This is a genomic window from Exiguobacterium sp. s26, from assembly GCF_018618235.1.
Classification (GTDB): Bacteria; Bacillota; Bacilli; order Exiguobacteriales; family Exiguobacteriaceae; genus Exiguobacterium; species Exiguobacterium chiriqhucha.
Genome location: NZ_JACSLS010000002.1, coordinates 155,442 through 168,681, shown reverse-complemented (window position 1 = coordinate 168,681; position 13,240 = coordinate 155,442). Strand labels below are relative to the sequence as shown.

Below are 13,240 nucleotides of genomic sequence, written 5' to 3'. Positions count from 1 at the left end.
ACCAGGTATTAAGTTCTTTAGCATATAGTTTAGGAGGGAACTGAATGCGGGTACCTAAGAAAGAGCGGCAACGCTTATTGCAAGAAACGATTGATCGTAACCCGTTCATCAAAGACGAAGAGCTGTCGAAGCAGTTCGCCGTCAGTATTCAAACGATTCGTCTCGATCGGATGGAGTTGAAAATTCCGGAAGTGAGAGAACGGATTAAGCATGTAGCCTCAGAACACCTCGATGAAGTGAAGTCGCTCGCCATGAGCGAGGTCATCGGTGATATGATTGACTTGAAGCTCGATGAATCGGCCATCTCGGTTCTCGACATTGAGAGAGAACACGTCTTTAGCCGCAACGAGATCGCCCGGGGACATGTATTGTTCGCCCAGGCCAACTCGTTAGCGGTGGCGCTCATCAATGATGAATTGGCGTTGACCACTAAAGCGGACATCCGCTTCAGTCGCCAAGTCCATCATGGAGAGCGAGTCGTTGCCAAGGCTCGTGTGATCAAACTGCGTCGGGACGGAAGAACGGACGTCACAGTGGATAGTTATGTCGGCGAAGAGTGTGTCTTTAGCGGAGACTTCACGATTTATCGTCGCGGTGAGGAGGAACAGGCATGAAATTAGCAATTGATGCAATGGGCGGGGATCACGCCCCGAAAGCGATCGTGGAAGGCGTCAAGCAGTTTGCCGACGCATTCCCGAACGAATCGATGGAACTGTTTTTAGTCGGAGATGAGGTCAAACTCGCTTCGTACGGGTTGACCGACCCGCGAATCAAAATCGTTCCAGCGAGCGAAGTCATCACCGGTGACGACGAACCGGTCCGAGCCGTCCGTCGCAAAAAGGACAGCTCACTCGTCGTGGCGGCCAAACTCGTCAAAGACGGAGAGGCCGACGCACTCGTCTCGGCTGGGAATACCGGTGCTCTCATGGCGGCGTCACTGTTCGTCATCGGACGGATCCCAGGAATCGAGCGCCCCGCGTTGTCACCTACGTTCCCTACATATACGGGTAGCGGTGTCGTCATTTTAGACGTCGGGGCCAACCCGGACGCGAAGGCCGAGCACTTGGTCGACTATGCGATCATGGGCTCGCTCTATGCCGAGCACGTTCGCGGCGTCAAACGTCCGCGGGTCGCGCTACTGAACATCGGGACCGAGGCTGGGAAAGGAAACGCCCTCACGAAAGAGGCGTACCCCCTCCTTGAACAAGCCCCGGTCCACTTTGTCGGCAACGTGGAAGCGCGTGAGGCGATGTCCGGTGATGTCGATGTCATCGTCACGGAAGGGTTCGCCGGAAACATCTTGCTCAAAGGTGTCGAAGGTTCGTCGTCGATGCTCATGAAGATGATGAAAGAGCAGTTCACGAGCGATCTCGTCTCGAAGCTCGCCGCTCTCGTCTTAAAACCGAAGTTGAAGCTATTGAAACAAACATTAGATTATCGGGAACACGGTGGGGCCGGCTTGTTCGGAATCAACGCCCCGGTCATTAAAGCACACGGTTCGAGCGACGCGCTCGCCATCATGAGCGCGCTCAAACAGGCGAAAATCATGGTCGATCACGACGTCGTCGCGAAAATCAAACAAGCAAAAGCCACAAACTAATTCAAAGAAGGTGAGTACATGGGGAAAACAGCATGGGTATTTCCGGGACAAGGGTCACAAGCCGTCGGCATGGGCCAAACGTTCCTCGACAATCCTGAACAACTGCAAGCGATCAACCGTCGCCTCGGATTTGATTTACTCGACGCCATGGCGGCAGGATCAAAAGAAGAGCTTCAACGGACAGAAGTGGCCCAACCGGCCATCGTGGCGCATGCGGCATCACTCGCACAAGCTCACGCCAAAACGGGGGCCACTCCAGACTTGGTGATCGGTCACAGCGTTGGAGAATATGCGGCACTCGTCGTCGCCGGCGTCATCGACTTGGAAGAAGCGAGCGTGCTTGTCCACGAACGCGGCAAGCTCATGTCAGAAGTGAAGGATGGGACGATGGCAGCCGTCATCGGTATGACCGATGTCGACGAAGCGTTCCATGTGACGGAGAAAATCAGTGCTAGCGGGAACCTTGTACAAATCGCCAACTACAACTGTCCGGGTCAGTTCGTCATCTCGGGGCATGTCGATGCGGTCAAACAGGCCGAAACAGACTTGAAAGAAGCGGGTGCGAAACGCGTCTTGCCGCTGAACGTCTCAGGGGCGTTCCACAGCTCCTACATGATGCCGGCCGCGACGCGGTTCAAAGATGTGCTCGCTTCTTCGCCGTTCAAACCGGCGGCGATTGGGATCATTTCCAACGTCGATGCGGATGTCCATACCGACCCGGAAAAATTGAAAGCACTTCTCACTGAGCAATTGTACGCCTCGGTCCGATTCGAAGCGTGTGTTCGCAAAGCGATCGACGCTGGTGTCGACACGTTCATCGAGTTCGGTCCGACGTCACCGCTGTCAGGTCTTATCAAACGGATCGATTCGAAAGTGACGATCAAACAGGCGACGACGCTCGAAGAGGTGGCCGCGTTAGGAGGAGAAGTACGTGCATGACCAAGTAGCAATCGTGACAGGCGCATCTCGAGGAATCGGGGCCGCCATCGCGAAGCGTTTAGGGGAGGACGGCTTTCGGGTCGTCGTGAATTACTCGGGTAGTGTTGAGAAAGCGAACGCTGTCGTCAGCGAGATCGAAGCGAACGGTGGCGAGGCCATCGCCGTCAAAGCCGACGTCTCGAGCAGTGATGATGTGAAAACACTCATCAAGACGGCGGTCGACACGTACGGCCGCATCGATTGTCTCGTCAACAATGCAGGCATCACGCGGGACGGTCTGCTTATGCGCATGAAGGAAGCTGACTTTGACGATGTCCTGTCGACAAACTTGAAAGGTGCGTTCTTGACGTCGCAAGCCGCGACGCGGACGCTCTTGAAATCGAAGGCGGGCCGCATCATCAATATCGCTTCGGTCGTCGGGATCACGGGGAATGCCGGTCAGGCGAACTACGCGGCGGCGAAAGCGGGGCTCATCGGGCTGACGAAGTCGGTCGCGCGTGAACTCGCCGGACGTCACGTGACGGTGAACGCCGTCTGTCCTGGTTTCATCCAGACGGACATGACTGACGCGTTGACAGATGCGCAACGCGAGGCGACGCTCGGTCAAATCCCGTTCAATCGCTTCGGTCAGGTCGAAGATGTGGCGAACCTCGTCTCATTCCTCGCCTCTCACCAAGCGGCTTACGTGACGGGTCAGACGATTGCCGTTGACGGCGGCATGACGATGGCTTAAAATCAGAACTTTACCAATCGAAACACATTTTATATACTTTAATTTGGAGGGATTTTATCATGACAACAGAACAAATCTTAGTAGACGTACAAGCAGCAGTGGCAGAGAAACTCGGGAAAGATGTATCTGAGATCACAGCCGACAAATCATTCAAGGATGACCTCGGTGCGGATTCGCTCGAAGTAATGGAAATGGTCATGGACCTTGAAGACAAGTTCGATATCACAATCGAAGACGAAGATGCTGAGAAGCTCGCGACTGTTGGCGACGTCGTCGCTTACATCGAAACTAAATTGTAATCAAGCCTCCCACCGCTCGTCATGAGCGGTGGGCTTGTGCTTATACACGGAGGGAATTATGACAAAGGACAAGCGACGGTTTGACCGTCAAGGGTCGGCGCAACGGCGTCGGCGAAATGAGCTCGAGCGGTCACGGATTCTCGAGCAGTTTAAAGTACTTGAAGAACGGTTGTCGGTTCGATTCACGAACCAAGACCTATTGATGCAAGCGTTCACCCACTCCTCATACGTCAACGAACAACGCGGTCTGAAAAAAGACAATGAGCGCTTAGAGTTTTTAGGCGACGCGGTGCTCGAGTTGACGGTGTCTCGGTTTTTGTATGAGACGTATCCGGAGCGCTCCGAGGGGGAATTAACGAAGTTGCGGGCGGCCATCGTCTGTGAGCCATCACTCGTCAACTTTGCGGAAGCCTATGCTTTCTCTGATTTTATCTTGCTTGGGAAAGGCGAAGAGTTGACCGGCGGACGCAAGCGCCCGGCGCTACTTGCGGATGTGTTCGAGTCATACATCGGCGCGCTCTATCTGGACCAAGGGATTGAACCAGTCGAACAGTTCCTCGCCGAAGCGGTTTTTCCGAAAGTCTTGGCCGGTGTGTTTGAAGAACAGACCGATTATAAGAGTCAGCTCCAAGAAAGCGTCCAGCGAGAAGGTCTCGAGCCTGTCTCGTACACGATTATCGAAGAGCGTGGTCCGGCCCATAGCCGGGAGTTCGTCGCCCATGCCCGTCTGTCAGACGATATCGTCGGCGAAGGCATCGGCCGATCGAAGAAAGAAGCCGAGCAACTCGCGGCGAAAGAAGCGTTGATTGAATTCAACCGGCAGTACGCCGGCCTATAAGAAAAGGAGTGGACCTCAAGAGGTCCACTCCTTTTCTGTCATCTCATCACGTCAATTGTCCGAGTTCTTCGACAATCCCATCCACTTCAGAGATCGACAGCGATGAGCGGTTCATCACGTAGTCGTAAATCTCTTTGACGGCCGAGGCGTCGGCACGGTTATATTCTTCCGCTTTGATAGCGCCGCGGTTGATGATGTTCATTTTGTCGAGAATTTCCTCAATCATTTGTTCGTTAGTCATCGGTCGTACCCCTTTCTACAGTTCTTTTTAGAATAGCATGATTCTAGCATTTTGACGAACTGGCAACTGTGGTAAAATAAACAAATGAATGCTTACTGAGGATAGGATGGTCACGATGCACTTAAAACGAATCGAACTCGCTGGCTTTAAATCGTTTGCCAAGCGGATTGAACTGGATTTTCGTCCCGGCGTCACAGCCGTGGTTGGGCCGAACGGGAGCGGGAAATCAAATATATCGGACGCTGTTCGCTGGGTACTCGGTGAGCAGTCGGCCAAATCGCTCCGCGGAGCGAAAATGGAAGACGTCATCTTTGCCGGCAGTGAAGGTGAGAACCATCGCAACGTCGCCGAAGTGACGCTCGTCCTAGACAACACGGACGCCCATTTGCGGTTGCCGTATGAAGAAGTCAGTGTGACGCGCCGTGTCACGCGGAGCGGCGACAGCGACTACTTCATGAACAAGAAGCCGTGCCGGCTTAAAGATGTGATCGACCTGTTCATGGATACGGGCCTATCACGCGATGCGTTCGCCATCATCGGGCAAGGACGGGTCGAGCAAGTTATCTCCGGAAAACCGGAAGATCGTCGGGCTGTCATCGAAGAAGCGGCCGGGGTGTTGAAGTACCGGCAGCGTAAAAAACAAGCCGAACGGAAGCTCCAAGACACCGAGTTGAACTTGTCTCGGGTCGATGACATTTTGTATGAACTCGCCGATCGGGTCGAGCCGCTCCGAGAGCAGGCCGCGCTCGCACGCGAGTATCAAGTCGCCAAAGCGCGCCACGATGAGCTCGAGACGGGTATTCTCGGCGCCGAGATCACAGAACTTGGTACGGGCATCGCTCGTGTGTCCGAGCAACTGCGGACGGCCGAGACGAATCTCGCCGAGCAAGACGGCGCGTTGACCGCGATTTCAGAAGAGCGGACGACGCTTGAGGCGACACTCGCCAAAGATCGAGAAACGCTCGACACACTCCATCAAGAAGAACGGTCTCAAGCGACCGAGCTGGAACGGTTGACAGGTGAGATCAAGCTCGCGAAAGCCCGTGAAGAGCACGGGGCAGAGACGAAAGAACGCCTCGAGCGCCAACGGGTCGAATTGGCCGAAGAGACCGAACAGTTGACGCAGAAGTTGAACGTGGCAAACGCGGATATGGCGTCAAAAGCTGAGGCGTTACATACCGTGGAAGCGGCACGTGCCGAACTTGACGCGCAATTGACGGCGGCGACGCGTGACTTTAACGCAGAAATCGAACAGCTTCAAGGCGAGGCGTTCGAGTTGGCGACGACACGGGCCACGCTGAGCAACCAACAGAAGCGGGAACGGCGCGATATCGAACAAGCGGAAGAAGCGAAAGCTCGTCTGCTTCGCGAAAACAAGGATCGCCTTGACGTGCGGACCGAACAGACGGCATCACTCGAGGCCGAACAAGCTCGTCTCGACGAGGCTCGGGACACGTGGGAGACGCTCATGGCGGAAGAAGCTGATTTGACCGAACGGGAAGCGACGCTTCGAGACAAATTGTCGCGGGCCGAGCAGTCGTACCACGACCTTGACCGCCGGCGTCAGAAGACCGAGGACCGGATCGAGTTGCTCGAACGGATGAAACAGTCGTACGAAGGCTATTTCCATGCGGTCAAATTTGTCTTGAAAGAACGGGGACCGGGCGTGCTCGGTGCCGTCGCAGAATTGATTCGCGTTCTCCCGTCGTATGAGGCCGCCATCGAGACGGCGCTCGGTCAGACGCAACAACATATCGTCGTCGAGACGGAAGAGGTCGGACGCCGAGAGATTGAACGATTACGGAAAGCAAGTGCCGGACGAGCCACGTTCGTACCGATGACGAGCGTGAAGGAACGTTACGTCCCGAGTGAAGTCGCACACCGTCTCGAATCAGTCGACGGATTCGTCGGCATCGCCGCCGACCTCGTCGAGACGGACCCGGCCTACGAGAAATTGAAACGGTCGCTCCTCGGCGCCGTGATCGTGGCCAATTCCCTCGAGGTGGCCAACCGGATCGCCAAGACGACGGGGTATCGCTATCGCATCGTCACGCTCGAAGGGGATATCGTCAACGTTGGTGGGTCGATGACCGGGGGTAGCCGGAAGCAAGGTGTCGCCTTGTTCACCCAGTCCCGTGAACTCGATGATTTGAAGCAAGGATTGACGCAAGGGTTGGCCATGCTTCACGAGCAACAGTTGCGGGTGTCGACGTACACCGATGAGATGTCCCGACTGCGTGCGTCGCTCCAGACGCTCAGGCTCAAGAAGCGCGAGGCCGAAGAGACGCTCCGTTCGACGGAACAGGCGTTTAGAAACTTGGAACGGGTGTCGCAAGACGCCAAAGCGCAACTCGAACTGTTCGACCATGAGATGGCGCGTTACGCCCAAACAATCACATCCGCCACGAATGAGTTGACAAGGCTCGCCGAAGAACTTGAGGCGACGGATGCATTGCAAGCCTCGATTCGGACCGAACTCGAGGCGCTCCGCGGCGAGCAAGCCAAAGGCGCCGAGACGACGGGGCAACTTCAGGCAGCCATTCGTCAAAATGAACTCGATCGTCAACGCAATATGCTCGACCTCGACCGCGTCCGCGCAGAAGTCGAGCGGCTCGAGGCCGAGGTCGCTAAACAGACGTCCCGCCTCGGGCAGATCGAGCGTGAGCTCGAACATGTGGCAAGCGGCCGGGTCGTCTCGTCTGCCGAGCTCGAGCTCGAGCACGTCGAGGCGGTCAAACAGATGGACGGATTGAAAGAGCGGATGGCGTTGCATACGAAACAGCTTCACGCCGAAGAAGAGTCGTATCGCATCCTCAGACAGCGTGAACAACAGGCGTCGGACGTGCGTCGTCGGGTCGAGGCGGATGTCCGCAAGCTCGAGACCGAGGCGAACGAGCTCGAGTTGAAGCGGAAGTGGAAACTCGACGCACTCGAGGAACGAGGGCTCGTCCTCGATTTGCTTCCGACCCTCACGATTCCGCTCGATGAGGCGAAAGAAGAGTTCAAACTGCTCGTTCGTCAAATCGAAGAAATCGGACCGGTCAACTTGAACGCGATCGAGGAGTTCGACCTCGTCAATGAACGCTTCATGTTCTTGTCCGAGCAACGGGACGACCTCGTCAGCGCCAAAGAGGATTTATACGACATCATCACCGAGATGGACCGTGAAGTGACGCGCTTGTTCAAAGAGACGTACACGCTCGTTCGTGGTCACTTTAAACAGACGTTCAACGAGTTGTTCGGCGGGGGGGAGGCCGATTTGAAACTCGTCGACGAGTCCGACCTGCTCAACACGGGCATCGAGATCGTCGCCAAACCGCCCGGGAAGAAGTTGCAGACGCTCAGTCTGTTATCAGGCGGAGAGCGGGCCTTGACGGCGATCGCGCTTCTGTTCGCCATCCTGAAAACGAGACCCGTCCCGTTCTGTGTGCTCGATGAAGTCGAGGCGGCTCTCGACGAGGCGAACGTCCATCGGTTCGGGGAATATATCCGGACGCTCTCAATCGATACACAATTCGTCATCATCACCCACCGTAAAGGGACGATGGAGGCGGCGGACACGCTCTACGGCGTGACGATGCAACAAAACGGTGTCTCCGAGGTGCTTTCGGTCGAACTATCCGAAGCGAAGCGCGTCGTCGAGACGGAACAAGAGATGGAGGAATTAAGTTGAGTTTTTTTAAGAAGTTAAAAGATAAATTGACGACCTCGACACAAGAGGTGTCGCAAAAGTTTACCGACGGATTGACGAAGACACGAGACGGATTTGCCAGTGCCGTCAACGACCTCGTCTATCGGTTCCGCGAAGTCGATGAGGATTTCTTCGATGAACTCGAGGATTTGCTCATCCAAGCGGATGTCGGCGTGACGACGACGATGGACCTCGTCGAAGATTTGAAAGAAGAAGTGAAACGTCGCAATTTGAAAGACCCGGTCGCTGTCCGTGACGCCCTCGTCGAAGTCGTGGCGAACCGTCTCCAAGAAGACGAGGCAGATCGTGAGTTGAACATGCAGGACGGATTGACGGTCATCTTGTTCGTCGGCGTCAATGGTGTCGGCAAAACGACGACGATCGGCAAACTCGCCCATCAATTGAAGTCGGAAGGGCGTTCGGTCATGCTCGCGGCAGGCGACACGTTCCGGGCCGGTGCCATCGATCAGCTCCAAGTCTGGGGCGAACGCGTCGGAGTCCCGGTCATCCGTCAAGCCGAAGGATCGGACCCGGCCGCGGTCGTGTTCGACGCTGTGCAGGCAGCGAAATCACGCGGCGTCGACGTCTTGATCTGTGACACGGCCGGACGTTTGCAAAACAAGGTCAACTTGATGAAAGAGCTCGAGAAAGTGAAGCGCGTCATCGAACGTGAAGTACCGAACGGGCCGCACGAGGTATTGCTCGCGTTAGATGCCACAACGGGACAAAACGCGATGGTTCAAGCGAAAGCGTTCAAAGAAGCGACGAACGTGAGCGGGATCGTCCTCACGAAGCTCGACGGGACGGCTAAAGGGGGGATCGTGCTCGCGATTCGAAACGAGCTCGATATCCCGGTCAAATATGTCGGTCTCGGTGAGAAAGTTGATGATTTACAGGCGTTCGACCCGGAACAGTTCGTGTACGGATTATTCGGGGACATCTTCGAAGAAAAACAACAGACAAACGATGACCTCGCCTAACTTTCACTGTTAAGAAAAAAACTTGACAAGAGGTGGGGACGGCTGTACTATTGGTAGTTGTAAAGGGATTTCACTTAACATGTGGAGGTGGAGGTCATGTCGCTCGAAAAGACGAATCGAATGAACTATCTGTTCGATTTTTATCAAGCGCTTCTCACACCGAAACAGCGCAACTATATGTCTCTTTATTACCTAGATGACTACTCGCTCGGAGAGATTGCGGAAGAGTTTGAAGTCAGCCGTCAAGCGGTCTACGATAACATAAAGCGTACCGAAGCGATGCTTGAGCAGTATGAGGAGAAGTTGGCCTTGTTCGAGAAATTCGAACAGCGGCAACGACTGCTTCAAACGCTCAAACGTCAAGTCGAGCACTCGCCCGATTTGACGGAAACGATTTCGGCGCTTGAGAATTTAGAGTAGGGGGCTGAAGCATGGCATTTGAAGGATTATCCGAACGGTTGCAATCGACACTGGCGAAAATGCGGGGGAAAGGTAAAATTTCCGAAGCAGATGTCAAAGAGATGATGAGAGAAGTTCGTCTCGCTCTCCTTGAAGCCGATGTCAACTTCAAAGTGGTCAAACAGTTCGTCAACGACGTGAAAGAACGGGCCATCGGCCAAGACGTCATGAAATCGTTGACACCGGGCCAACAAGTTGTCAAAATCGTTCATGAAGAGCTAACGACTTTGATGGGGAGCGACGTCGTCCCGATCACATTTAACCCAAAACCACCGACAGTCGTCATGATGGTCGGGTTACAAGGTGCGGGGAAAACGACGACGACCGGAAAGCTCGCGAACTTGATTCGCAAAAAGCATAACCGGAGTCCACTTCTCGTCGCGGCGGATATTTATCGGCCCGCGGCCATCAAACAGCTCGAGACACTCGGCAAGCAACTCGATTTACCGGTGTTCTCACTTGGCGACCAAGTGAAGCCGGAAGAAATCGTCACAAAAGCGCTCGAGTACGCCAAAACCAATCATCACGATTTCGTGTTGATCGATACGGCCGGTCGCCTTCACATCGACGAGACGCTCATGGGCGAACTCGAAAACGTGAAGACGATTGCCAAACCAAATGAAATCTTCCTCGTCGTCGATGCGATGACGGGTCAAGATGCGGTCAATGTGGCCGACAGCTTCAATGAGAAACTCGGAATCACCGGCGTCGTGCTCACAAAGCTCGACGGTGATACACGTGGTGGGGCAGCCCTTTCAATCAAGGCAGTCACGGGAGCGCCGATTAAGTTCGTCGGTCTCGGTGAAAAGTTGGATGCCCTCGAACCATTCCACCCGGAACGCATGGCGTCACGGATTCTTGGGATGGGGGACGTGCTCACACTCATTGAAAAAGCCGAGTCACAGATGGACCAAGATGCTGCGAAGGAGCTTGAAAGCAAAATTCGCGATGCATCGTTCACGTTCGATGATTTTATCGAGCAGTTGGGTCAAGTGAAAAACATGGGCCCAATTGATGAATTGCTCTCGATGTTACCTGGTGCAGGTAAGATGAAAGGGTTGAAGAACGTCCAAATCGACGAGAAGCAACTCGATCATGTCGAGGCGATCATTCGCTCGATGACAAAGCATGAGCGCTCCAATCCTGAAGTGCTCAACGCGAGTCGTCGCAAGCGAATCGCAAAAGGGAGCGGTCGTTCCATCCAGGAAGTGAACCGTCTCATCAAACAGTTCGATGACATGAAGAAGCTCATGAAGCAGATGTCAGGACAAATGAAAGGGAAGAAAAAAGGTCTCGGCCTTCCGTTCTTCTAAGAAAACTTTTGTCAGTCGGGCAAAAAAACAGTATACTATTAAAGTTGTCAATTCTTAAACACATGATGGAGGTATATTACCATGGCAGTTAAAATTCGTCTCAAGCGCATGGGCGCAAACAAATCACCTTTCTACCGGATCGTTGTAGCTGATTCACGTTCACCACGTGATGGCCGTTTCATCGAGCAACTCGGTCACTACAACCCGGTTGCAAAACCAGAAGCAGAAGTTCGCATCAACGAAGAACTCGCTCTCAAATGGTTGGCAGACGGCGCGAAGCCATCTGACACAGTACGTAACTTGTTCTCTAAAGCAGGGATCATGGAGAAATTCCACAACGCGAAAAACGCGAAGTAAGGATGTGGCCGACCTTTTATGAGGTCGGCCCATTTTTTTGAGGAGGCATAACAATGGAATGGTTACACGTAGGTAAGATCGCCAATACCCACGGCTTGAAAGGGGAACTGAAGTTGCTCGCCGCGACCGATTTCCCGGCCGAACGCTTCAAGAAAGGCGAGACGCTCTATTTGGACGTCGATGGCAAGAAGCTCCCGTTCGAGGTGACGACGTATCGTCCGCATAAGCAGTTCCATCTCGTGACGTTCAAAGGGCTTGAGAATATCAATCTCGTCGAGAAGTATAAAGGGATGAAACTATACGTTCACGTCGAGCACGTTCACGAGTTACCGGAGCATGAGTTTTACTATCATGAGATTATCGGTTGCGAGGCCGTCGTCGACGGTGAGGTCATCGGTGTCGTCGACGATATCTTCGAGACTGGTGCCAACGACGTCTGGGTCATCAAACGCCCTGGCAAGTCGGACGCCCTCATCCCGTACATCGAATCGGTCGTGAGCGACATCGATGTCGAGGCGAAACGTGTCGTCATCACCCCGATTCCGGGAATGATTGACGATGAAGATTGATGTTTTAACGTTATTCCCCGAGATGTTCGCCCCGCTCGATCATTCAATCGTCGGACGGGCCCGTGCCCTCGGACAAGTCGAGATGGCGTTCACGAACTTCCGTGACTTCTCGACGAACAAACACCATAAGGTCGACGACTACCCGTACGGAGGCGGGGCGGGCATGTTGCTCACCCCGCAGCCGATCTTTGACGCCTTCGACGCCATCGACAAGAAGCGTCCCCGCGTCATCGTCACGACGCCGACCGGACGCCGTTTCGACCAACAGATGGCGGAAGCATGGGCGTCCGAGGAACACTTGATCTTTTTATGCGGCCATTATGAAGGGTTCGACCAACGGATTCATGATGAGCTCGCGACGGACGAAGTGTCAATCGGTGACTTCGTCATGACCGGCGGTGAGCTCGCCGCGATGGTCATGATCGATGCGACGGTCCGTCTCATCCCGGAAGTACTCGGCGATCAGGCGAGCCATGAAGATGACTCGTTCTCGACAGGGCTACTCGAATATCCGCACTATACACGCCCCGCGGAGTTCCGTGGTCTGAAGGTGCCTGACGTCCTCTTGTCGGGCAATCACGCCAAAATCGAAGCGTGGCGCCGAGAGCAGTCGCTCCTGCGCACGTATCGCCGGCGACCGGACCTGCTCGAGCGCATCGAACTGTCGAAGGCAGATAAAAAATTCATTGAATCGTTGCGCGATTGACCGAATTGTGCTATGTTTGAGCATGTGGGTTAACCCCACCAATTACCGATGTTCCGCTGTTGGATGCTTGGGCAGATGAAGATATGAACATTGAAGAAAAAGGAGAACTATTCATGAACACACAAAAACTGTTCCGTGAAATCACAGAAGAACAATTCAAATCAGACGTACCTGCTTTCCGTCCTGGTGACACAGTACGTGTCCACGTTAAAGTCGTAGAGGGAACGCGCGAGCGTATCCAGATCTTCGAAGGCGTAGTCATCAAGCGTAAGGGTGGCGGCATCGGCGAAACATTCACAGTTCGTAAGATTTCTTACGGCGTAGGTGTTGAGCGTGCATTCCCGCTTCACTCACCACGTGTCGCGCAAATCGAAGTCGTTCGTTACGGTAAAGTCCGTCGTGCGAAACTCTACTACCTCCGCAACCTTCGCGGTAAAGCAGCACGTATTAAAGAAATCCGTCGTTAAGATGGGGATTAAGCTTGTCGCTTGCGACAAGCTTCTTTTTTTCTAGTA

15 protein-coding genes are annotated in these 13,240 nt (G+C 54.2%); 14 read left to right on the top strand and 1 reads right to left on the bottom strand.

The window, feature by feature from the left end:
- Positions 1–44: 44 nt before the first annotated feature.
- The 6 genes from fapR to rnc are packed head-to-tail and all read left to right on the top strand — an operon-like array spanning position 45 to position 4,409.
- Entirely contained in the window at positions 45–614 is a 570-nt protein-coding gene (gene fapR, locus KNP82_RS03315) for a transcription factor FapR (RefSeq protein WP_214710591.1), read from the top strand.
- Positions 611–1,600: a phosphate acyltransferase PlsX gene (gene plsX, locus KNP82_RS03310; protein ID WP_214827027.1), complete on the top strand. Its 990-nt coding sequence runs from the start codon at positions 611–613 to the stop codon at positions 1,598–1,600. Before fapR ends, plsX begins: the two co-directional genes overlap by 4 nt.
- An 18-nt stretch (positions 1,601–1,618) precedes the next feature.
- Entirely contained in the window at positions 1,619–2,539 is a 921-nt protein-coding gene (gene fabD / locus KNP82_RS03305; RefSeq protein ID WP_034777148.1) for an ACP S-malonyltransferase, read from the top strand.
- The gene (gene fabG, locus KNP82_RS03300) at positions 2,532–3,272 is read left to right on the top strand and encodes a 3-oxoacyl-[acyl-carrier-protein] reductase (protein WP_214763878.1); all 741 of its coding nucleotides are present in this window, start codon (positions 2,532–2,534) and stop codon (positions 3,270–3,272) included. The genes fabD and fabG overlap by 8 nt, the downstream gene beginning before the upstream one ends.
- Positions 3,273–3,331: 59 nt before the next feature.
- Positions 3,332–3,571, top strand: a complete 240-nt coding sequence (acpP, locus tag KNP82_RS03295; protein WP_021067091.1) for an acyl carrier protein — start codon at positions 3,332–3,334, stop codon at positions 3,569–3,571.
- Positions 3,572–3,629: 58 nt separating this feature from the next.
- On the top strand, positions 3,630–4,409 hold the full coding sequence (gene rnc / locus KNP82_RS03290) for a ribonuclease III (protein WP_214827024.1): 780 nt from the start codon (positions 3,630–3,632) through the stop codon (positions 4,407–4,409).
- Positions 4,410–4,455: 46 nt separating this feature from the next.
- On the opposite strand, the gene KNP82_RS03285 is transcribed toward rnc, so the two are convergent.
- The gene (locus tag KNP82_RS03285) at positions 4,456–4,650 is read right to left on the bottom strand and encodes a DUF1128 family protein (RefSeq protein ID WP_021067093.1); all 195 of its coding nucleotides are present in this window, start codon (positions 4,648–4,650) and stop codon (positions 4,456–4,458) included.
- A 115-nt stretch (positions 4,651–4,765) separates the two neighbouring features.
- Between KNP82_RS03285 and smc the strand changes: the two genes are divergently transcribed.
- The 8 genes from smc (at position 4,766) to rplS (ending at position 13,192) form a co-directional block, all read left to right on the top strand.
- Positions 4,766–8,323 carry a chromosome segregation protein SMC gene (smc, locus tag KNP82_RS03280; protein ID WP_214827022.1) on the top strand — a complete coding sequence of 1,186 codons (3,558 nt, stop codon included), beginning with the start codon at positions 4,766–4,768 and terminating at the stop codon, positions 8,321–8,323.
- The gene (gene ftsY / locus KNP82_RS03275; protein ID WP_034777152.1) at positions 8,320–9,321 is read left to right on the top strand and encodes a signal recognition particle-docking protein FtsY; all 1,002 of its coding nucleotides are present in this window, start codon (positions 8,320–8,322) and stop codon (positions 9,319–9,321) included. Before smc ends, ftsY begins: the two co-directional genes overlap by 4 nt.
- A 96-nt stretch (positions 9,322–9,417) precedes the next feature.
- Positions 9,418–9,741, top strand: coding sequence for a putative DNA-binding protein (locus KNP82_RS03270; RefSeq protein WP_214823250.1), 324 nt, complete (start codon positions 9,418–9,420; stop codon positions 9,739–9,741).
- An 11-nt stretch (positions 9,742–9,752) separates the two neighbouring features.
- Positions 9,753–11,093 carry a signal recognition particle protein gene (gene ffh, locus KNP82_RS03265; protein ID WP_021067097.1) on the top strand — a complete coding sequence of 447 codons (1,341 nt, stop codon included), beginning with the start codon at positions 9,753–9,755 and terminating at the stop codon, positions 11,091–11,093.
- A gap of 81 nt (positions 11,094–11,174) precedes the next feature.
- The gene (gene rpsP, locus KNP82_RS03260; RefSeq protein WP_021067098.1) at positions 11,175–11,450 is read left to right on the top strand and encodes a 30S ribosomal protein S16; all 276 of its coding nucleotides are present in this window, start codon (positions 11,175–11,177) and stop codon (positions 11,448–11,450) included.
- 53 nt (positions 11,451–11,503) lie between these two features.
- Positions 11,504–12,019: a ribosome maturation factor RimM gene (gene rimM / locus KNP82_RS03255; RefSeq protein ID WP_214755792.1), complete on the top strand. Its 516-nt coding sequence runs from the start codon at positions 11,504–11,506 to the stop codon at positions 12,017–12,019.
- The gene (gene trmD, locus KNP82_RS03250) at positions 12,009–12,725 is read left to right on the top strand and encodes a tRNA (guanosine(37)-N1)-methyltransferase TrmD (protein WP_214827019.1); all 717 of its coding nucleotides are present in this window, start codon (positions 12,009–12,011) and stop codon (positions 12,723–12,725) included. Before rimM ends, trmD begins: the two co-directional genes overlap by 11 nt.
- Positions 12,726–12,838: 113 nt before the next feature.
- Entirely contained in the window at positions 12,839–13,192 is a 354-nt protein-coding gene (rplS, locus tag KNP82_RS03245) for a 50S ribosomal protein L19 (RefSeq protein ID WP_021067101.1), read from the top strand.
- The last annotated feature ends 48 nt before the right edge of the window (positions 13,193–13,240 follow it).